Consider the following 18,429-nt stretch of genomic DNA (forward strand, 5'->3'; position numbering starts at 1 on the left):
GTGCCGATGCCCTCCTACTCCTTCCTCCTCAACGGGAAGCCGGTCACCGTCGAGGCCCCGTCCGACATGCCGGTGCTGTGGGTCCTGCGAGACCTGCTGAACGTCACGGGCCCCAAGTACGGCTGCGGCGTGGGCGTGTGCCGTGCCTGTACGAGCCATCTCGACGGCGAGGAGATCCAGCCCTGTGTCGTGCGGGTCGCGGACTGCGCGGACCGCGAGGTCACCACGATCGAAGGCCTGGCCGACGGCGACAGGCTGCACCCCGTGCAGCAGGCATGGCTCGAACGGGATGTCGCGCAGTGCGGCTTCTGCCAGCCGGGCCAGATCATGGCCGCGGTGGCCCTGCTGAAGAGGACGCCCCACCCGAGCGACGCCGACATCGACGCCATCGAGAACGTCTGCCGCTGCGGTACGTACTCCCGGATCCGCGAAGCGATCAAGAAGGCCGCGGCGAACGGCTGACGGCCGGTCAGGGAGGTCAGAGGGCCTGTTCGGCCCAGATCGTCTTGCCGGTGTACGTCTGGCGGGTGCCCCAGCCCTGGGTGAGCTGAGCGACGAGGAGCAGGCCGCGGCCGCCTTCGTCGGAGGTGCGCGCGCGGCGCAGATGGGGGCTGGTGTTGCTGCCGTCGGAGACTTCGCAGATGAGGTGGCGGTCGCGGATGAGCCGGAGCTGGATGGGGGCGCCGCCGTAACGGATGGCGTTGGTGACCAGTTCGCTGACGACGAGTTCGGTGACGAAGGCGGCGTCGTCCAGGCCCCAGGCGACCAGCTGCCGGACGGCGTTCTTACGGGCCTCGGCGACCGCCGCGGGATCGGGCGGCACGTCCCAGGTGGCGACATGGGCCGCGTCCAGGGCGCGGGTACGGGCCATCAGCAGCGCCACGTCGTCGGCGGGGTGGTCCGGCAGAAGGGTCTGGAGCACGCTGTCGCAGGCGCTTTCCAAGGACGGCGACGGTCGGGCCAGCACCTTGCGCAGTGCGTCGAGACCTTCGTCGATGTCGCGGCCGCGGGCCTCGATGAGGCCGTCGGTGTACAGCGCGAGGACGCTTCCCTCGGGCAGCTCGATCTCGGTGACCTCGAAGGGCAGGCCGCCCAGCCCCAGCGGCGGGCCCGCGGGGACGTCGGGGAACACCACGGCGCCGTCCGGGGTCGCCAGCGCGGGTACGGGGTGGCCCGCGCGAGCCATGGCGCAGCGCCGGGAGACCGGGTCGTAGACGGCGTACAGACAGGTCGCGCCGATGTCGCCGACGATGCCGTCCGCGCTTTCGGCCTCGGAGGACAGGTGGATGACCATGTCGTCCAGGTGTGTCAGCAGCTCGTCGGGCGGGAGGTCGACATCGGCAAGGGTGCGTACGGCGGTACGCAGTCGGCCCATGGCGGCGGAGGCCTGGATGCCGTGGCCGACGACGTCGCCGACGACGAGCGCGACCCGGGCGCCGGACAGCGGGATCACGTCGAACCAGTCGCCGCCGACGCCGGCTTGCGCGCTGGCGGGGAGATAGCGGGAGGCGACGTCCACGGCGGCCTGCGGGGGCATCCGCTGCGGCAGGAGACTGCTCTGCAGAGTGAGGGAAGTGCGGCGCTCGCGGCTGTAGCGGCGGGCGTTGTCGATGCAGACGGCGGCCCTGGCGGTGATCTCCTCGCCCAGGAGCAGGTCGTCCTGCTCGAAGGGTTCCGGGTGCCGGTGGCGGGAGAACGTGGCCACGCCAAGGGTGATGCCGCGGGCGCGCATCGGCACGGCCAGCACGGAGTGGAAGCCGTAGCGTCGCATCCGCTCGGCCCGGTCCGGGGTCTGGCTCGCCACCCGGTCCATCGCGGAAGCCGTCACGTTCTCGATCAGCGGCCGGCCGGTGGTCAGGCACCTGGCCGCGGTCGAATCGTCCGGGTACGCGGCCACTGTTCCGCGCTCCACCACGACCTCGGGGCAGCCCTCCAGGACGGACTGGTAGGCGACCCGGCGCAGCATGACGGGGCTGGGCGGCGGGCCGGCGCGCGGGTCGTCGCCGCCCTCGATGGCGGGAAGCAGGTCGACGGTGACGAAGTCCGCCAGTTGGGGGATGGCCACATCGGCGAGTTCCTGCGCGGTCCGGGCGAGGTCCAGGGTGCTGCCGATGCGGATGCTGGCCTCGTTGAGCAGGGCCAGACGCCCTCGGGCCAGGTGCTCCTCGGTCACGTCGTACGCGGACAGGAGCACTCCGCGTATCGTTCCCTCGGCGTCCCGCACGGGGGTGAGCAACGTCGTCCAGACGCTCTCGCTCTCATGGCCCGACAGGTGCAGGGACTGCTGCAGATGCTGCTCTTCGCCGGTCTCCAGGGCCCGCCGCATGCACCGTTCCGTCCGGTCGCTCTCCGGGTCGAGCACGATCTCGGACACGCGCAGCCCCCGCATCGCCGCTTCGGGCAGCCCGATCACCCGCTCCATGTCCGCGTTCGCCCGCCGCAGCCGCAGGCCGGTGTCGTAGAGCGCCGTCGTGAACGGGGACCGGGTGAACGCCCACATCACCAGCCCGTCGTCGTGGAGCGGTGACGCCGGCCGGGCCAGGGGGGAGACCAGGAGCCACTCGCCGTCCTCTTCCCTCCCGCCGTCGGGTTCGCGGCGGTGGGCCAGCAGGTTCACCGCGAGGTGGTGGCCGTCCCGGTGCAGGAGAGTCGCCGTGCCGTTCCACCTCGGCAGCGTTCTCAGGGCACGAAGCGTCTCGCCGGGCGGCTCCCGTGCGAGCAACGACGCCGCGGGCCGGCCGATGACCTCCGTGGACCGGTATCCGAGCAGCCGCCGCGCCCCCTCGCTCCACCCGGTCACGATGCCGTGCGAGTCCACGCCGGCTCCCGCCGTGGCCGACTCGTCGATGGGATCGTCCGGCCGCCACGCCGCCCGGTCGTCGCCGACGGCGCCAGAACCCGTCATCGCGTTCATCGGCCCTCACTTCGGTCCTTCCACCGTGCGTCCCGGCCCGGCCACGAGCAACCTAGGGGGAATGGTCAGCCATATATGCTCGATAAGGGCATAAACCTAAAAGATAGACCAATGTATCGGGTCTGGAGGGTCGTGCCATGACCGTCACCGACGAGGAGACGTGGCCGGACGCGGCCGAATGGACCGGGAAGATCTACAGCGGCGGCTGGCGGCGGTCCGAGGGCGGCGTTCAGCCGGTGGACGAACCCGCCACGGGGGAGCGGCTGGCCGAGGTGGGTGTGGCAGCACCCGCGGATGTCGCCCGGGCCGGGACCCAGGCCGCCCGAGCCCAGCGGGCCTGGGCCGGGACGGCACCCCAGGAGCGCGCCGAGGTCCTGCTCCGCGCCGCCAGGGCACTGCGCGACCACCGCGGGGCGATACGCGAGTGGATCGTCAGGGAGTCCGGAGGCGTCCCGGCGAAGGGCGACTACGAGATCGCGGCCGGACTCAGTCAGCTTGCGCAGGCCGCCGGCCTCGCGTCGCTGCCCCGCGGCGAGATCCTGAGCCCGTCGGCACCCGCCCGGACCAGTTACGCATGGCGGGTCCCCCTGGGGGTGGTCGGCGTCATCAACCCCTGGAACGCCCCCCTGCTGTTCGCCATGCGGGCCCTGGCGCCCGCACTCGTGCTGGGCAACGCCGTTCTGCTCAAGCCCGACCCCCACACACCGGTGTCCGGCGGTGTCGTCGTGGCGCGGCTGTTCGAGGAGGCCGGACTGCCCGAGGGGTTGCTCCACGTCCTGCCCGGAGGCATCGGCACCGGTGAGGCCGTGGTGGCCGATCCCCATGTCGCCATGGTCGTTTTCACCGGCTCCACCGAGGCGGGACGGGCGGTCGCCCGCGCCGCGGGTGACGGGCTCAAGCGGGTGGCGCTGGAACTGGGCGGCAAGAACTCGATCGTCGTGCTCGACGACGCGGACATCGACTCCGCCGCGGCAGCCGGGGCGATGAGCTCCTTCGGCTATCAGGGGCAGGCCTGCGTCGCCGCCGGACGCCATCTGGTGCACGCCGACGTCGTGGAGCCCTACACGGAGGCGCTGCTCAGGCAGGCCGACGAGCTGCGGGTCGGCGATCCGCGCGAGGAGGGCGTGGCCCTGGGACCGGTGATCAGCGAGCGCCAGGCCGCGCGGATCGAACGCATCGTGGACGAGAGCGTGGCCGCCGGCGCACGGGTGCTGGCGGGCGGACGCCGCGACGGGCTGTTCTACCCGCCCACCGTCCTGGACCGCGTCGAGCGGACCATGCCCGCCTTCACCGAGGAGATCTTCGGGCCGGTCGCTCCCGTCGTCACGTTCCGCACCGACCATGAGGCCGTCGAGATCGCCAACGACACCGCATACGGCCTGACGGCGGCTGTGCACTCCGGTTCGACGTCGAGGGCCGCGGTCGTCGCCGAGCAGCTGCGCACCGGCATGGTGCACCTCAACGACGTCTGCGCCAAGGACGCCGCGAACGCCCCCTTCGGCGGGATGGGAGCGTCGGGCAACGGCTCCCGCATCGGCGGTACCGCCAATCTGGAGCAGTTCACCCAGTGGCGCTGGATGACGGTCCTGGGATCCGGGTGATCCGGCCGCCCGGCTCGGCGGTGCAGGTGCGGAGCACCGGAGCGCGCCGCCTCAGCGCCCCCCGGCGACCGCCGCGCTGTCACGCAGGAAGCCCGCGAAGGCCTCGGCGGCCGGGGTCAGGGCGTGGTCGCCCATGCGGACCAGGAGGATGCGGCGCACCGGGGCGGGGGGCAGGAGGGGCAGCACGCTGACGCCTCGGCGGATGCCCTCCAGGGCCAGGGTTGGGGCGAGGGCGACGCCGATGCCGGCGGCGACCATGGCCTGGGCCTCCTGGTAGTCGTGGGCCTCGTAGGCGATCTGCGGTTCGAAACCGGCCGCGCGGCAGCTGCGGGCGAGGGCCTCGGCCACCGGGTGATGGTCGGCGCGGGTGATCCAGGCGTCTTCGGCGAAGTCGGCGAGGGCGGCCGAAGAGCGGCCGGCGAGGGGGTGGTCCTCGCCGACGAGGAGTGCCGGAGGGTCGTCGACGAGCGAGGTGACGACGATGTCCTCGCGGTCGATGCGGTTCCAGTCGTAGTCCCACATCAGGGACATCTCGATCTCGCGGTTCTCCAGCATCGCCCACAGCCCCGCGATGCGGGCGCTGCGCACGGTCAGCCGTACGTCGGGGTGCGTCTGCCGGAAGGCGATCACGGCCCGGGGGAGGAGGGAGGCGCCGACGGTGGGGAAGGTGCCGACCCGGAGTGTGCCCGCGCGCAGTCCCGCGAAGTCGGCGAGTTCGTTCTCCGCGGCCGTCAGTTCGCGCTCGATCCGCTCTCCCCGCTCGGCCAGCGCTCGCCCCGCGTCGGTGAGGGTGACGCCCCGCGCATGACGCTCGAGCAGGGGTTGTCCGGCTTCCGCCTCCAGTCGGCTGACCTGCTGCGACACCGCTGACGGCGTGTAGTTGAGGGCGCGCGCGGTCGCCGTCACCGAGCCCCGGCGGGCGACCTCGGTGAAGAGCAGAATGCGCCGGACGTCGAGCATCCCGCCACCTCCAGCGTTTAGTTCAAGTTAATACCCATGCAGATTTCCGAGATTGTACTTCACGCTTTCCGCCCCCACTGTGGATCGCACCCCAGCGGAAGTGCCGTCGGGGTTTCCACGAGGAGACCGTTGTGTTGCGTCTGCAGGGCGAGATGATCCGCGGAGGTACCAGCAAGTGCTGGATCTTCGACCACCACGACGTGGTGGCCACCGGCGTGGACGTCGACACCCTCCTGCTCGCCGCCTACAACGCCGCCGACCCCCGCCAGATCGACGGCGTCGGCGGCGCCTCCTCCACCACCTCCAAGGCGGCGATCGTCCGGACCTCGACGAAGCCGGACGTCGATGTCGAGTACGCCTTCGCGCAGGTCGGCATCGGCGACGAGCAGGTGGAGTGGACCAGCAACTGCGGCAACTGCGCCACCGCCGTCGCCCTGTACGCCGTCCACAACGGGCTGGTGCCTCTCGCGTCGGGCTCGACCACGGTGCGGATGCTCAACATCAACACCGGCGCCCGGCTCAGCGGCACCATCCCCACCCCGGGGCGGGTCGCCCCCGACGCGGGAACGGCCCGGGTGCCGGGCACCGCCGCGCTCGGCGTGCCGGTACTCCTCGGCTTCGAGGACCCCGCGGGTACGTCGACGGGCCGGGCCCTGCCGACCGGCCACGCCGTGGACACGCTGACCGGGCCCACCGGCACCGTCGAGGCGTCCCTGGTCGATGCCGGCGCCCCGGCGGCGCTGTTCGAGGCCAAGGCGTTCGGACTCGACGGCACCGAGTCCCTCGCCGACTTCGCCACGGCGGTGCCCGCCCTCACCCTCCTGCGCCGGCAGGCCGCCCTGGCCATGGGACTGGCGGAGGAGACCGACCCCGTCAGCCACGCCGTCCCGAAGGTCGGAGTGGTCGCCCGACCTGCCGCCTACCGCACCACCGACGGCACCCTCGTCCCACAGGACGCGTACGACCTGGCCGTCCGTATGGTCTCGATGCACGCACCCCACCCGGCGATCGGCCTCACCTCGGCCGTCGCCCTGGCCACCGCTGCCACCATCCCCGGCACCCTCGCCCACCGCGTCGCCCGGCAGACCGCCGACGGGACGCTGCGCCTGGGCACCCCGGCCGGCATCGTCACCGCCCGAGCCGTCCCCGCGGCGGAGGGCGCCTCCCCCACGGTGCTGCTGCACCGCGCCGCCCGCCGCATCGCCCGAGCCGAACTCCTCGTTCCCGTCCTGGAAGGACGCCCCGTATGAGCCGCAACGACGCTGCCCCGGGTACCGGCAACGCTCCCCCGAGCCGCCTGCGCAGGCTGCTGTCCCTGCTGTACGTCCAGTGCCTGATCGGCGTCCTGGCCGGGGCCGCCACAGGCTGGCTGTGGCCGTCGTTCGGAGCCGATCTCAAACCCCTGGGCGACGGGTTCATCGCCCTGGTGCGCATGATGATCGCGCCCGTCATCTTCTGTACCGTCGTCCACGGCATCGCCTCCATGGGGAACGCGCGTGCCGTCGGCCGGGTCAGTCTCAAGGCGTTGGTCTACTTCGAGGTCCTGACGACCGTCGCCATGGTGATCGGGCTGGTCGTCGTGAACGTCGTCCAGCCGGGCAGCGGGCTGCACGTCGATCCCTCGACCCTGTCGACCGAGGGGCTGCCGCCGGAGGCGACCGCGAGCCACGAGAGTCTCTCCGCGTTCCTGCTCGCCATGATCCCGGACACCCTGCTCAGCGCACTGACCGGCCACGAGATCCTGCCCGTGCTGCTGATCTCGGTGCTGTTCGGCTTCGGCCTGAACGCCGCCGGTGAAGCGGGCGCGGGGATCACCCAGGGCATCGAGAAGCTCTCCAGGGTGCTGTTCACGCTCATCCGCTGGATCATGCGGCTGGCCCCGATCGGCGCCTTCGGCTCCATGGCCTTCACCATCGGCAACTACGGCCTGGACACCCTGCGCCACCTGGCCCTGCTGGTCGGCTCGTTCTGGCTCACCGCGCTGTTCTTCGTCCTGGTCGTGCTCGGCGCCGTGATGCGCGTCAACGGCCTGCGCCTGCTGCCCTTCCTCCGCTACATCAAGGAGGAGCTGCTGATCGTCCTGGGCACCTCGTCCTCCGAGCCGGTGCTGCCGCGCATGATGGCCAAGCTGCAGCACGCCGGTGCCTCGAAGCCGGTCGTCGGGATCACGCTGCCCGCCGGGTACTCCTTCAACCTCGACGGCACCGCCATCTACCTGACCATGGGCTCGGTCTTCCTCGCCCAGGCCCTCGGTATCGACCTCAGCCTCACGCAGCAACTGTCCATGCTCGCCGTCATGCTGCTCACCTCCAAGGGCGCGGCCGGTGTCACCGGCTCCGGCTTCATCGCCCTGGCGGCCACCCTCAGCGCCGTACCGCACGTGCCCGTCGCCGCCCTGGCCCTGATCTTCGGCATCGACCGCTTCATGTCCGAGGCCCGCGCCCTGACCAGTGTGGTCGGCAACGGCGTTGCCACGCTCGCGGTGGCCAAGTGGGAGGGACAGCTGGACGAGGAACGCGCCAGGGCCGTCCTGCGCGGCGACCTCCCGTTCACCGCCGCGCCCGAGGACGACCACGCCCCCGAGCCGCAGGCAGAACCGACGCCGGACGCGAACCCCGAGGAGGCCGAGGAGCCCGACCCGAGGGTGCCGACAGGGGCGGACCGGGAGCCGGTGCCCGCGGCCGGCTGACACACCTCTGACCACCGGTCCGGAGCACGGGCTCCGGACCGGCCCCGGTCTCGGCGTCAGCCCTCACCGCACCCGTGCCGCGGCAGGCGAGCCTCGCCGGTCACTGATCACTGGTGACTGGTGACTGTTCACGAGAAAGTCCGAGCGGCAGGGCAGTCGAACCCCCTTCCCCACCCGTCTTTACAGGGGAACGAGGGAGGGCGCATTGAACGCCGACGAGGAACGCCAGTTCCGCGAGTTCGTGGCGGCGCGGTCGAGATCGCTGCTGCACACGGCCTACCTGCTGACCGGGGACTGGGAGCAGGGCCGGGACCTGCTCCAGACCGCGCTCGCCGCGACCGCTCGGCGCTGGTCGAAGCTGCGGGACCGGGAGCAGCCGGAGATCTATGTGCGCCGGGCGCTCTACCACGCCCAGGTGGACCGCTTCCGACTGCTCAGCTGGGGACGGGAGACGGTCACCGACACCCTGCCGGACCAGCCGTCGGCGCAGGTCACCGACTGGGCCGACACCGTGGTTCAGCGGCAGGACATCATGGCCGCACTGCGGCGGCTGCCCAAGCGCCAGCGGGCGGTGATCGTGCTGCGCTACTTCGAGGACCGGCCGGACGAGGAGATCGCCGCGATTCTGGGCGTCGCCCAGGGGACGGTCCGCAGCCAGACCCACAAGGCGCTCACTTCCTTGCGCACCTCCCTGTCCACTGCCTCCGGAAGGGGCGTCGTCGCATGAACGACTCGACCGAACACCCGCTGCGCGACGCCCTGCACGCCCAGGTCCGGGAGAGCGGCGGCGACGCCGCCGGTGCCCGGCTGGCCGGACTCGCCGACGGCGCCTTGCGGATGGCCCGGCGGCGGCAGCGGCTGGTCCGCGCCGGGGCCGGTGTCGCCGTCGCCGCCGCGGTCGCCACCGCCTGGGTGGCCGTCCCGGACGGTACGACGCCGCGCGGGCACGTGGTGCAGCCCGCGGCAGGGGACAGCAACGGGAAGGCGGCCCTGATGTCCCTCCTGCCGGTCACCTCGTCCACGGAGCGCGCCTGCGCCCCCGGCAGCGGCGGTTACACCGTGCCCGCGAGGGCGACCCACCCGGAGCTCTGCGTCCGGACCGACCGGGCCAAGGGCATGACCGGCGTCCGGGTCGCCTCCGCCAAGGCGGTCAAGAGCAGTATCGACGGCGCCTGGCAGGTCGAGGTGACCCTCAACGCCGCCGACCGGGCCCGGTTCGCCGCCCTCACCGGCTCCATCGCCCCGGCCCCGGCTCCGCGCAACGAATTCGCCATCGTCATCGACGGCAAGCTGTGGGGCAACCCCTACGTGAACCGTTCGATCACCGGCGGCCGTCTGGAGATCGTCGGCTCCTTCGTCGGGGACCTCACCAGCGCCGCCGTCCACGACCTCGCCCACCGGCTGGACCCCGGCACCTGACGACCTACGTCTCGGAGAGCTCCGCGCGCAGGGTGTCGCGCAGGCGGCGCAGGTCGTCCGCGGGGCGGCCCAGGCCGTTGAGGCGCAGCCGGGCCGCCTCGGTGCGTTCGACGGGGCGGACGGTGAAGGCCAGGTTCAGCGAGGCGCGCAGCATCCACAGGTCGTAGGCGAGCAGCCGGGCCGCGCGGGCCTGTACCGCCACCAGGTCCGGGTCGGTGGTGCCCACGTCCTGGAGCCGGGCGCGCAGCCGGTGCAGTGCGATGCTCTGCTGCCCGCAGTCCCGGGCCGACCCGCGGGACACCGGGCCGGGCTCGCCGCACGCGGCGACCGCCTCGTCGGCCGGCCGCTGTGCGGTCACCGCCTCGTCCAGCACGGCGACGAGCGCCCTCAACTGGTCCGGCCGCGACGGGCCGACGGGGGCAGGGCGGCGGCACAGCAGGGGGCGCAGGAGTGGCCGTACAACCGCCGGCCACCGTACGGCCGCCAGCAGCCGTCGTGCGGCTCGGGGCGCGGTCACCTCCGGAGCTGTGCCTGTGCGCATGGCCCCTCCTGGCGTCCGTGGCGTCCGTGCCGACCGGGCCTCGCCGACAGGCCCTCGCGGGTGCGGAGGACCGGCTTCCGACCGCCGCGTTCCTCCAGTGTGCGCCTCGTGCGCGGCCGGGTGTTCCCGCGCGTCCTGTCTCACAAGGCTTGATCGGGCGTTCTCGGGGGTAGTTGTCCTCCCCCGGGAGTAGCGGGAGGCGGTGCGGTCGTCCCGGGGAGGCAGGGCAGGTGCCTCCGTGGGCACGATGTGCGGGCGGGTCTCGAGGACGAGGCTGGTTCGTGTCGGGGAACAGGAATCCAGGCCCGAGGAGGGCGCCATGAACCGCCAGATCCGTGTTCGTGTCAGCCGTCGGCCCTCGTCGTCCCGTGACACCCGGCAGCCCGAGATCGACCGCAGGACTCCGTCGGGACGACTGCTGCCCTACTGACGCCGCAACGGCCCACGACCGCTGGTCAGTTCAGACAGCGGTCGATCGCCGTCCGCAGCGCTCGGCGCAGTTCGGGCGACGGCAGCGGGCCACCGCCCTCCGCACCGGCCGTGACCACCGCGGCGACCTTGCGCAGTTTGGTGTTGGAGAGCTGGGAGGCCTCCCGCAGGACGTTCCACGCCTGGTCCGAGGAGCAGGCGTGAGTGGCCATCAGGATTCCGCGCGCCTGGTCGATGACCGGGCGGGTGGCGATCGCCTGCCGGAGCTGCTCGACCTCCGTGCGCAGCCGGTCCAGCTGCTGGGTGCGCTCCAGGACCACCGTGGAGGGCACGTGCTCCCGGCGTGTTCCGGGGCCGTGCAGGGGATCGTCGGGGTCCAGACCGGCCGTCTCCAGGACGCGGCGCGGCTGTTCGGCCCAGCCGGTCGCCGCCACCCGTACGCGACGGCGGCGGCCGTAGGTGTCGAGGACCTCCAGGAACTGCAGTCCCGCCGTGTCCATGAAGGTGACGCCCGTCATGTCCACGTCGACTCGGTCGGTGCCCTCCGGCAGCCGGGCCAGGGTCCTGCCCAGGGCGTCCGCACAGCCGTGGATCAGCTCGCCGCGGACGACGAGCACGGCCCGGCCCCCCTCCACACTGCTGTCGATGGCCAGGGTGTCCAGCCGCCCCGCGAGCGATGTGTTCGTCGCTGAACTCATGTCCGCCTCGCTGCTCCCCACAGTCGTCACGACGTTGAGTCACCGATCGCCGCCGGATTCCGGCCCGGCCCAGGGGTGTGGCTGTTGCGGGATCCGGCGGTGCTGGAATGCGCCTGCCCGGCCCCTCCGCGAGTACACCCGGCCCGGTGGGGCGTGACGGGCGCACTCAGGGGTAAACGCGGTCTCATACAGGTCTGGACAGGAGACGTTTCGGGAGGGGACACGTATCGGAGGGGAGAGAGGCGGGTCGGCAGTGGCGAGTGGGTGTGAAGGTCCGGTACAAGGCGCCACGGCGCCGCCTTCCGGCGTGCGGGAACAGGGTCACGCCGTGGTGAGCGTGCTGGCCGAGACGCCTGATCCGTTCGTGCATCCCGCGCTGTTCTACCGCGACCAGCGGGAGTACCTGGCCGCAGTGGTGCCGTTCGTGCACAAGGCGCTCGCCGCCGGGGAACCGGTCGCCGTGGCCGTGCCCACCGAGAACCTGCGGCTGCTGAAGGCGGAGATCGGCGCCGAGAAGGACGTACGGTTCCTCGACATGCGGGAGGCCGGGCGCAACCCCGGCCGGATCATCCCGGGGGTGCTGCGCGCCTTCGCCGACGCCCAGCCGCCCGGCACCCGGGTACGGATCGTCGGCGAACCGATCTGGGCCGGCCGCTCGGACGTCGAGTACCCCGCGTGCGTCCAGCACGAGGCGCTGATCAACGCCGCCTTCCAGGGCCGCCCGGTCACCATCCTGTGCCCCTACGACACCCGGCGCCTCGACCCGCAGGTCGTCGCCGACGCCCACGCCACCCATCCCGTGGTCGTCGACGCCGGTTCCGGGCGGGAGGAGGAGAGCGGACGGTACGACTTCGAGGCCGTGCACGCCCGCTACAACGCCCCGCTGCCCCCGGCCCCCGACGTGGCCGACCACGCCTTCGTCGCCGATGTGCTCGGCGAGATCCGGCACTTCGCGTCCGACGCGGCCGAGCGGTTCGGGCTGCAGCGGCCCCGGCTCGACGACCTGGCGCTGGCCGTCGCCGAGCTGACCACCAACAGCGTGGTGCACGGCGGCGGTTCGGGCCTGCTGCGGGTGTGGGCCGAGGACGGGCACGTGGTGTGCGAGGTCCGCGACCAGGGACACCTCACCGACCTGCTGGCCGGTCGCCGGCCGCCCTCCCGGGACCAGTTCGGCGGCCGCGGCCTCCTCATCGTCAACCTCGTCGCCGACCTCGTGCGCGTGCACACCGGGCCGGACGGCACGACGGTCCGCTGCTGGTTCGCCGTCTGACCGCCGAGGCCCGGCTGCCACGACGTGCGCTCACCTGCGTGTTCGTTTCGCCGTACGCCCCGTGGGCAGGGGTCGGGCAGCGTGGCCCGGTCAAGGCCTCGGGTGGGGGTCTCGGGGGATCCGCACGGACGCCCCGTGTTCCGCAGGCTGGTTCGCTTCGGGGTGTGACGGTATGCAGTCGGGTTCGGCAGTTCTGGACCCTGCATCCGTCAGCCGCGTTGGGCCCCGCTCGGCCAGAGCACGGTCACCGGGACCCCCGTCCTGCGCGCGTAGGCCACCACGTCGCCGGTGCCCCCCAGACCCCGCGCCGGACGGCCGTCCCACACGGCGATCAGACGGTCGCAGTGGTCGACGATCCAGCGGCCCGCCGCGAAGTACGCCTCCTCGTGCGTCGGTTCGGGCGGCAGCTCTACGCGGTGCGCGCAGGCGCGCAGGATCCTGCGGTACCCGGCGCGTGCCGCGTCGTCGTCGAGGTGGGCCTCGTACTCCATGCCCGGGATCACCGCCGTCACCGGGACACCACTGTCCAGAGCGATGTCCGCGAACAACTGGTCGGCCCCGGCCGCGAGACAGGTGAGGGCCTCCAGGGAGCCGCCGCCGAGGTGCCCGCGCATCCCCGCCCGCACGACCGGCAGGACCTGGCCCGGGATGGAGCGGTGCCCCGTCACGCCGATCCGGGTGACCGTGGTGAGAGCCGGTCCGGTCACGGTGGGAGAGGTTCCGGCCTGTCGGGTCGTCGCGGTTCCGCTCGTCACGAGAGAGCCTCCCACAGCCGTCGGTGACTACACCGTAACGCCGTCGGCGGGGAGCATACAGGGGCGCACCCGCTCACACCGGGCTCGCCGGACGACGTCCACTCGGCCCCGCCGCCCCCGACTGCCGCTCCCTGCCGCCGACTTGACCGCGCCCAGCAGGTCAGCATGAAGCCAGGGTCCACCAGTCCTGTGTGCGACGTCGTGTCCGAAAGTCGTTTAGCGCAGGCAGCGCCGGGAGATGGATGTGGCGACCTCATCCCCGCTCGGCGTGGGCGCCGACGTCCCAAGGCAGACTGCTCCCGAGAGCTCTCGTGACACAGGCAGGGGTTGGACGCATGGTCGGACAGGAACGCGCGGAGGCCACCCGGTCGGCCATCCTCGACGGGGCGGCCCGCGCCTTCGACGCCGAGGGCTACCACGGGACGTCGCTCGGGGACATCCTCAAGGAGGCCGGAGTGACGAAGAGCGCGCTGTACTGCCACTTCGGTTCGAAGGAGGAGCTCGCCCAGGCCCTCGTCGACGAGCAGTTCTCCGCCCTGGAGTCGGTCACGGACACGCGCAGGCCCGGAGTGCAGACCGTCATCGACATCGTGCACTCCATGGCCCGGCGGCTGCTGGCGGACGTCCGGGTGCGGGCCGGCATCCGCCTGGTCATCGACCAGAGCTCCAAGGCGGGCATCGTCAGCGAGCCGTACACCCGGTGGATCGAGCTCTTCCGCGAGTGCCTCGTCCAGGCCCAGCGGCGCGGGGACGTGAAGGCGGACCTCGACCCCGGACGGGTGGCCCGGCTGGTCGTCGGCTCCTGGACCGGACTGCAGCTCAGCTCCCAAGTCCTCAGCGGGCGGGCCGACCTGACCGAGGAGACCACCCTCATGTGGGAGATGCTGCTGCCGAGCATCGTGCCGCCGCGACGGCTGGAACGGTTCCACCCCGAGGGCACGGCCCGGGTGCCGGAGATGGTCTGAGCGGGCCCACAGGGGCCACCCTCAGGTGGGCGACCCTCAGGTGGCCAGCGGGTCGAGCGACAGCGGCTCGATCTTGCCCTCCAGCATGTACCCCAGTCCCTGTACGGCGCAGACGTCGGGCCGTTCGGCGATGTGCACCGGCATTCCGGTGGCGTGCCGCAGCATCTGGTCGAGCCCGGGGAGCAGGGCGGAACCGCCGACCATCATGATCCCGCGGTCGGCGAGGTCGGCCACGAGATCGGGCGGGCAGTTGCGCAGCACCCGGCCGATGCCGTCGAGCACGGCGGTCAGCGGGGTCTCGATCGCGTCCCGTACGGCGGCGGTGTCGACCTGCACGGAACGGGCCAGTCCGGTGGCGACGTCCCGTCCGTGGATCTCGGTGGAGGCGGGGCCCTGCGAGGTGAGGCCGTTGCCGGAGAGGGCGAGCTGGAGCGGTCGTACGGACTGACTGGGCAGCATCAGCTCGTGCTCGTGACGCAGGTGCTGGACGATCGCGTGATCGACGGCCTCGCCGCCGACCGGGACGCGCTCGGCGGTCACGATCGACCCGAGGGAGAGCACGGCGACCTGGGTGGCGGCGGCCCCGCACACCATGATCATGGTGGCCTCGGGCCGCTCGACGGGCAGTCCGCAGCCGACGGCGGCCGTGATGAGGGTGTCCACCAGCTCCACGCGCCGCGCCCCGAGCCCCACGAGGGTCTCGATCGCCGCGCGCTGGGCCAGCGGGTCGGCGTCGTGCGGGGTGCAGGCGGCGGCCCGCAGCCGGGGCTTGCGGCGCAGGTTGCGGCGGATCTTGTCGCCGAGCAGGTGCCGCAGCATGCGCTGGGCCATCTCGATGTCGACGACGGTGCCGCCGGAGACGGGCCGTACGACACGGATGTAGTCGGGGGTGCGGCCCATCATCTTCTCGGCGAACTCGCCGACCGCGATCAGCGCGCCGGTACGGGTGTTCACGGCGGCGGCCGACGGCTGGTCGACGACGAGCCCGGCCCCCTTCACGTACACCCGCGTCCTCGCCGCGCCCAGGTCGACGGCGAAGTGGCAGCGGCGCAGCTGCTCCAGACTGGCGGTCATGGAGGTCCTCCCGAGAGCACAGACCGTGGGGGCGCGCCGGGTGGCGGGCTTAGTGGCATCGTGCGGGGGCGGGGGAGGGGGCGCCTCTATTAGGGGGCCGGGCGGGGTGCCGCTGAATGGGGGTTTCCGCCGTCGGGAGGCGAGATCACCCCGAGCTCCACCAGGTCCTGCGGCCGGATCCGCAGTTGGTCCGCCGTCGCCTCGACCTCCTCCGGCGCTCGCTTCAGGATCGCCGCCGCCAGTTCCGGCGCGATCACGGAGAAGTAGCTGTCCGGCGTGGCGTACGTATTTCCGGGTGCCGCCAGGGCCAACGCGCCGCCGGAGCCGCCCTCGCCGATGAGCAGGGACGTGATCGGGGTGCGGGCGGAGGCGACCGCGGTGAACAGGTCGGCGATGGCCGCTCCCACGCCCTGGTGCTCGGCCTCCGCGTCGTTGGCCGCGCCCGGGGTGTCCACCAGCGTGAGCACCGGGATGCCGAGGCGGTCCGCGAGACGGATCAGACGGGTGGCGGTGCGGTAGCCGGCGGGGCGGGTCGCCGTGCCGGTCTGGGCGGCGTAGGCGACGGTACGGCCCCCGTGCTCGCCGAAGCCGCACAGCATGCCCGGGTCGGTGCCCCCGCAGCGGTCGCCGGACACGGCCGCACGGTGGGTGAAGTAGGCGTCCAGGTACGCCTGCGCACGCGGCCGCTGCGGAGAACGGGCCCTGCGGACCGCGTCCCACCCGGTGGCGGGCAGGCCGGCCGTGCCGAGCGGGGCCGGGACGGGTGCGGGCGCCGTGTCTGGGGTACGGCCGTCCGCGGTCTCGTCGCCGGTTTTGCCCGACGGCCTCGCCAGCAGCCGCAGCCACAGTCCCAGCGTCTCCCGCAGGTCCCGCGGCCGTACGACCGCGTCCGCCGCGCCCGCCGCCACCTGCGCCTGAGCCGTGTACGCCGTCGGGTCGGCGTCCGCAGGGCGGACCCGGGAGCCCGCGAAGCCGACCTGGGCGCCCGGGAGGGCGAGGACCACGTCGGCGCCCGCGCCCAACGTGGCCCAGCCGCCGCCCGTCGTGGGATCGCGCAGTACCGCGATATGAGGCAGGCCCGCCGCCCGGGTGAGCGCCGACTGGCGTGCCACGCGCTGGAGTTGGGACAGGGCGAGCATGCCCTCCTGCATACGGCTGCCCCCCGTGGCCACCAACGGGACGACCGGCAGGCGGTGTTTCCGGGCGTAGGTGTACGCCGCCTCCAGACGGTCCCCGGTGCGTTCGCCCAGCGAGCCGCCGAGGAAACCGAACTCGAAGGCGATCAGGACGGCTCGGGTGCCCTCGACGTGTGCGGTGCCGCAGACGACCGACTCCTGCTCGCCGGTGCGCTCGGCGGCGCGGGCGCGCGAGGCGTCGTAGCCCTGCCAGGAGAGCGGCCCGTCCGGCTTCGACTGCCGTTCGGGGTACGGGATTTCGCGGAAGTCGTCGGCGAGCAGGGCGACCGTCTCGCGTGCGGACAGGCGCTCAGCCATGCAGCGCCCGCTTCATGATCTTCCCCATGTCGTTGCGGGGGAGGGCGGTGAGGTGGTGGACGGCCCTGGGGCGCTTGTGCGGGGCCAGGCGGCGGGCCACGTGGTCCGCCAACTCGTCCAACTGCGGCGGCGACTGGGGATCGGCCGGGACGATCCACGCCACGATCCGCTCACCCAGGTCCGGGTCCGGCTCCCCGGTCACCGCCGCTTCCCGCACCCCGGGGTGCTCAAGCAGCGCGTTCTCGATCTCGCCCGCCCCGATCTTGTAACCGCCGCTCTTGATCAGGTCGGTGGCCTTCCGGCCGACGATCCGGACGTACCCGTCCCCGTCCCGCACCGCCATGTCCCCCGTGCGGAACCAGCCGTCCGCCGTGAACGCGGCCGCCGTCGCGTCCGGCCGGTTGAGGTACTCGGTGAACAGGTTCGGGCCGCGCACCTGGATCTCGCCCACCGTCTCGCCGTCGTACGACGTGATCGGCGCCCCGTCCTCCTCCACCAGCCGCAGCTCCACACCCGGCAGCGGTGTGCCCACGGTCCCGGCACGCGGCTCGCCGTCCGCGCGCACGCCGGGCCGGGGGTCCGGGGGTGTCCACCGGGACGAGCACAGCATGAGGGTCTCCGTCATGCCGTACCGCTCCACGACCCGCCGGCCGGTCGCGGCCGTGATGCGCTCGTGGTCGTGCACGGGCAGCGCCGCCGAACCGGACACGAGGAGACGGGCACCGGCCAGTGCCTTCACCAACTCCGGGTCCGCCGCCAGGGTCTCGGCGATGCGGTGGTACATCGTGGGGACGCCGAACAGCATGGTCGCGCCGTCGTTCAGCTCACGGGCCACACCGTCCGTGCTGAAACGGCCCAGGTGACGGACCGAGCCGCCGCGGCGGAGCGGGCCGAGGACGCCTAGGACCAGACCGTGCACATGGAACAGGGGCAGACCGTGCACGAGGACGTCCGTCGAGGTCCACTGCCAGGCGTCCGCGAGGGCGTCCAGGGTGGTCGCGACGGCCCGGCGGGGGAGCACGGCACCCTTCGGGGGGCCGGTGGTGCCGGAGGTGTAGACGACGAGGGCGGGGTCGCCGTCCCGCGCCCCGCTGTCGGGGGCGGGGTGGCCGGCGGCGTGCGCGTCGACGTCGACGCGCTCCAGACCCCCCACCGCTGACGGGAGTTCGGCACCGGGCGCGGCGAGCAGCAGGCCCGGCGCGCTGTCGGCCAGGATGTGCCCGAGCTCCTTCTCGCCGGACTTCGGGTTGAGCGGCACCGCGGCGACACCGGCCTCCAGGGCCGCCACCACGGCCACAGCGGTCTCCGGTTCCGGCGTCGCCCAGACGGCCACGCGGTCGTACCGCCCGAGACGGGCCGCCAGGGTGCCGGTCGCGGCGGCGAGTTGCGCGTAGGTGAGCGAGCGGTCACCGAACCGCAGGGCGGGACGGTCCGCCGTGGCGCCCCTGAGGGCCGGGAAGAGAGAGGTCACGCTTCACCTGCTTCTTGCGAGGAGGCTCCGGCGTTCACGCCGGGGAGCAATCGCATCCGGTGGTTGCGACGCGGAGCGTCGCCGCTTCGGGTTCAGGGTACGGAGTGCCGGTGTCGCTGACACGGTACGAACGGGTGTGCCGGTGATCGC

At 72.8% G+C, this 18,429-nt stretch carries 16 protein-coding genes; 8 read left to right on the forward strand and 8 right to left on the reverse strand.

Annotated elements, in window-relative coordinates:
• The first annotated feature begins 6 nt into the window (after nucleotides 1-6).
• On the forward strand, nucleotides 7-462 hold the full coding sequence (locus RKD20_RS30210) for a (2Fe-2S)-binding protein (RefSeq protein WP_424880453.1): 456 nt from the start codon (nucleotides 7-9) through the stop codon (nucleotides 460-462).
• A gap of 16 nt (nucleotides 463-478) precedes the next feature.
• Here RKD20_RS30210 and RKD20_RS30215 read toward each other — a convergent pair whose 3' ends face one another.
• Complete coding sequence (locus RKD20_RS30215) at nucleotides 479-2,914, reverse strand: SpoIIE family protein phosphatase (RefSeq protein WP_424880454.1); 2,436 nt, start codon at nucleotides 2,912-2,914, stop codon at nucleotides 479-481.
• 137 nt (nucleotides 2,915-3,051) lie between these two features.
• Between RKD20_RS30215 and RKD20_RS30220 the strand changes: the two genes are divergently transcribed.
• Entirely contained in the window at nucleotides 3,052-4,515 is a 1,464-nt protein-coding gene (locus RKD20_RS30220) for an aldehyde dehydrogenase family protein (protein WP_424880455.1), read from the forward strand.
• A 51-nt stretch (nucleotides 4,516-4,566) separates the two neighbouring features.
• Here RKD20_RS30220 and RKD20_RS30225 read toward each other — a convergent pair whose 3' ends face one another.
• Complete coding sequence (locus RKD20_RS30225) at nucleotides 4,567-5,475, reverse strand: LysR family transcriptional regulator (protein ID WP_424880456.1); 909 nt, start codon at nucleotides 5,473-5,475, stop codon at nucleotides 4,567-4,569.
• Between the two features lie 131 nt (nucleotides 5,476-5,606).
• Here RKD20_RS30225 and RKD20_RS30230 point away from each other — a divergent pair, with 131 nt between their 5' ends.
• The 4 genes from RKD20_RS30230 to RKD20_RS30245 all read left to right on the forward strand — a co-directional run bounded on the left by RKD20_RS30230 (nucleotide 5,607) and on the right by RKD20_RS30245 (nucleotide 9,583).
• Nucleotides 5,607-6,725, forward strand: coding sequence for a PrpF domain-containing protein (locus tag RKD20_RS30230; RefSeq protein ID WP_424880457.1), 1,119 nt, complete (start codon nucleotides 5,607-5,609; stop codon nucleotides 6,723-6,725).
• Nucleotides 6,722-8,164 carry a C4-dicarboxylate transporter DctA gene (gene dctA / locus RKD20_RS30235; RefSeq protein WP_424880458.1) on the forward strand — a complete coding sequence of 481 codons (1,443 nt, stop codon included), beginning with the start codon at nucleotides 6,722-6,724 and terminating at the stop codon, nucleotides 8,162-8,164. The genes RKD20_RS30230 and dctA overlap by 4 nt, the downstream gene beginning before the upstream one ends.
• A gap of 205 nt (nucleotides 8,165-8,369) precedes the next feature.
• Nucleotides 8,370-8,891, forward strand: a complete 522-nt coding sequence (locus tag RKD20_RS30240; protein WP_424880459.1) for a SigE family RNA polymerase sigma factor — start codon at nucleotides 8,370-8,372, stop codon at nucleotides 8,889-8,891.
• A complete protein-coding gene (locus tag RKD20_RS30245; RefSeq protein WP_424880460.1) occupies nucleotides 8,888-9,583 on the forward strand; it encodes a SecDF P1 head subdomain-containing protein in 696 nt (231 codons plus the stop codon). Before RKD20_RS30240 ends, RKD20_RS30245 begins: the two co-directional genes overlap by 4 nt.
• A 4-nt stretch (nucleotides 9,584-9,587) precedes the next feature.
• Here RKD20_RS30245 and RKD20_RS30250 read toward each other — a convergent pair whose 3' ends face one another.
• Nucleotides 9,588-10,124, reverse strand: a complete 537-nt coding sequence (locus RKD20_RS30250; protein WP_424880461.1) for a hypothetical protein — start codon at nucleotides 10,122-10,124, stop codon at nucleotides 9,588-9,590.
• 455 nt (nucleotides 10,125-10,579) lie between these two features.
• Nucleotides 10,580-11,251 (reverse strand): ANTAR domain-containing protein, encoded by a 672-nt coding sequence (locus tag RKD20_RS30255; protein ID WP_424880462.1) that lies wholly within the window; start codon nucleotides 11,249-11,251, stop codon nucleotides 10,580-10,582.
• A gap of 340 nt (nucleotides 11,252-11,591) precedes the next feature.
• On the opposite strand from RKD20_RS30255, the gene RKD20_RS30260 reads away from it, so the two are divergent.
• Complete coding sequence (locus tag RKD20_RS30260; protein ID WP_424883361.1) at nucleotides 11,592-12,521, forward strand: anti-sigma factor RsbA family regulatory protein; 930 nt, start codon at nucleotides 11,592-11,594, stop codon at nucleotides 12,519-12,521.
• A 209-nt stretch (nucleotides 12,522-12,730) separates the two neighbouring features.
• On the opposite strand, the gene RKD20_RS30265 is transcribed toward RKD20_RS30260, so the two are convergent.
• Nucleotides 12,731-13,228 carry a hypothetical protein gene (locus RKD20_RS30265; protein ID WP_424880463.1) on the reverse strand — a complete coding sequence of 166 codons (498 nt, stop codon included), beginning with the start codon at nucleotides 13,226-13,228 and terminating at the stop codon, nucleotides 12,731-12,733.
• Between the two features lie 383 nt (nucleotides 13,229-13,611).
• On the opposite strand from RKD20_RS30265, the gene RKD20_RS30270 reads away from it, so the two are divergent.
• Nucleotides 13,612-14,241 (forward strand): ScbR family autoregulator-binding transcription factor, encoded by a 630-nt coding sequence (locus RKD20_RS30270; RefSeq protein WP_424880464.1) that lies wholly within the window; start codon nucleotides 13,612-13,614, stop codon nucleotides 14,239-14,241.
• Nucleotides 14,242-14,277: 36 nt separating this feature from the next.
• On the opposite strand, the gene RKD20_RS30275 is transcribed toward RKD20_RS30270, so the two are convergent.
• From RKD20_RS30275 to RKD20_RS30285, 3 genes are all read right to left on the reverse strand, one after another.
• Complete coding sequence (locus RKD20_RS30275; RefSeq protein WP_424880465.1) at nucleotides 14,278-15,315, reverse strand: rod shape-determining protein; 1,038 nt, start codon at nucleotides 15,313-15,315, stop codon at nucleotides 14,278-14,280.
• A gap of 89 nt (nucleotides 15,316-15,404) precedes the next feature.
• Nucleotides 15,405-16,808, reverse strand: coding sequence for a carboxyl transferase domain-containing protein (locus RKD20_RS30280; RefSeq protein ID WP_424880466.1), 1,404 nt, complete (start codon nucleotides 16,806-16,808; stop codon nucleotides 15,405-15,407).
• A complete protein-coding gene (locus RKD20_RS30285) occupies nucleotides 16,801-18,279 on the reverse strand; it encodes an acyl-CoA synthetase (RefSeq protein WP_424880467.1) in 1,479 nt (492 codons plus the stop codon). Before RKD20_RS30285 ends, RKD20_RS30280 begins: the two co-directional genes overlap by 8 nt.
• Between the last annotated feature and the right edge of the window lie 150 nt (nucleotides 18,280-18,429).

Origin of the sequence: Streptomyces sp. SLBN-8D4 (genome assembly GCF_049739545.1) — a bacterium.
GTDB lineage: Bacteria > Actinomycetota > Actinomycetes > Streptomycetales > Streptomycetaceae > Streptomyces > Streptomyces canus_C.

Excerpts from the sequence above, each read along its gene's own strand:
- RKD20_RS30210 (WP_424880453.1), top strand. The coding sequence starts at position 7 with ATGCCCTCCTACTCCTTCCTCCTCAACGGGAAGCCGGTCACCGTCGAG.
- RKD20_RS30250 (WP_424880461.1), bottom strand. The coding sequence starts at position 10,124 with ATGCGCACAGGCACAGCTCCGGAGGTGACCGCGCCCCGAGCCGCACGA.
- RKD20_RS30275 (WP_424880465.1), bottom strand. The coding sequence starts at position 15,315 with ATGACCGCCAGTCTGGAGCAGCTGCGCCGCTGCCACTTCGCCGTCGAC.
- RKD20_RS30255 (WP_424880462.1), bottom strand. The coding sequence starts at position 11,251 with ATGAGTTCAGCGACGAACACATCGCTCGCGGGGCGGCTGGACACCCTG.
- dctA (WP_424880458.1), top strand. The coding sequence starts at position 6,722 with ATGAGCCGCAACGACGCTGCCCCGGGTACCGGCAACGCTCCCCCGAGC.
- RKD20_RS30220 (WP_424880455.1), top strand. The coding sequence starts at position 3,052 with ATGACCGTCACCGACGAGGAGACGTGGCCGGACGCGGCCGAATGGACC.
- RKD20_RS30215 (WP_424880454.1), bottom strand. The coding sequence starts at position 2,914 with ATGAACGCGATGACGGGTTCTGGCGCCGTCGGCGACGACCGGGCGGCG.
- RKD20_RS30225 (WP_424880456.1), bottom strand. The coding sequence starts at position 5,475 with ATGCTCGACGTCCGGCGCATTCTGCTCTTCACCGAGGTCGCCCGCCGG.
- RKD20_RS30270 (WP_424880464.1), top strand. The coding sequence starts at position 13,612 with ATGGTCGGACAGGAACGCGCGGAGGCCACCCGGTCGGCCATCCTCGAC.
- RKD20_RS30280 (WP_424880466.1), bottom strand. The coding sequence starts at position 16,808 with ATGGCTGAGCGCCTGTCCGCACGCGAGACGGTCGCCCTGCTCGCCGAC.
- RKD20_RS30245 (WP_424880460.1), top strand. The coding sequence starts at position 8,888 with ATGAACGACTCGACCGAACACCCGCTGCGCGACGCCCTGCACGCCCAG.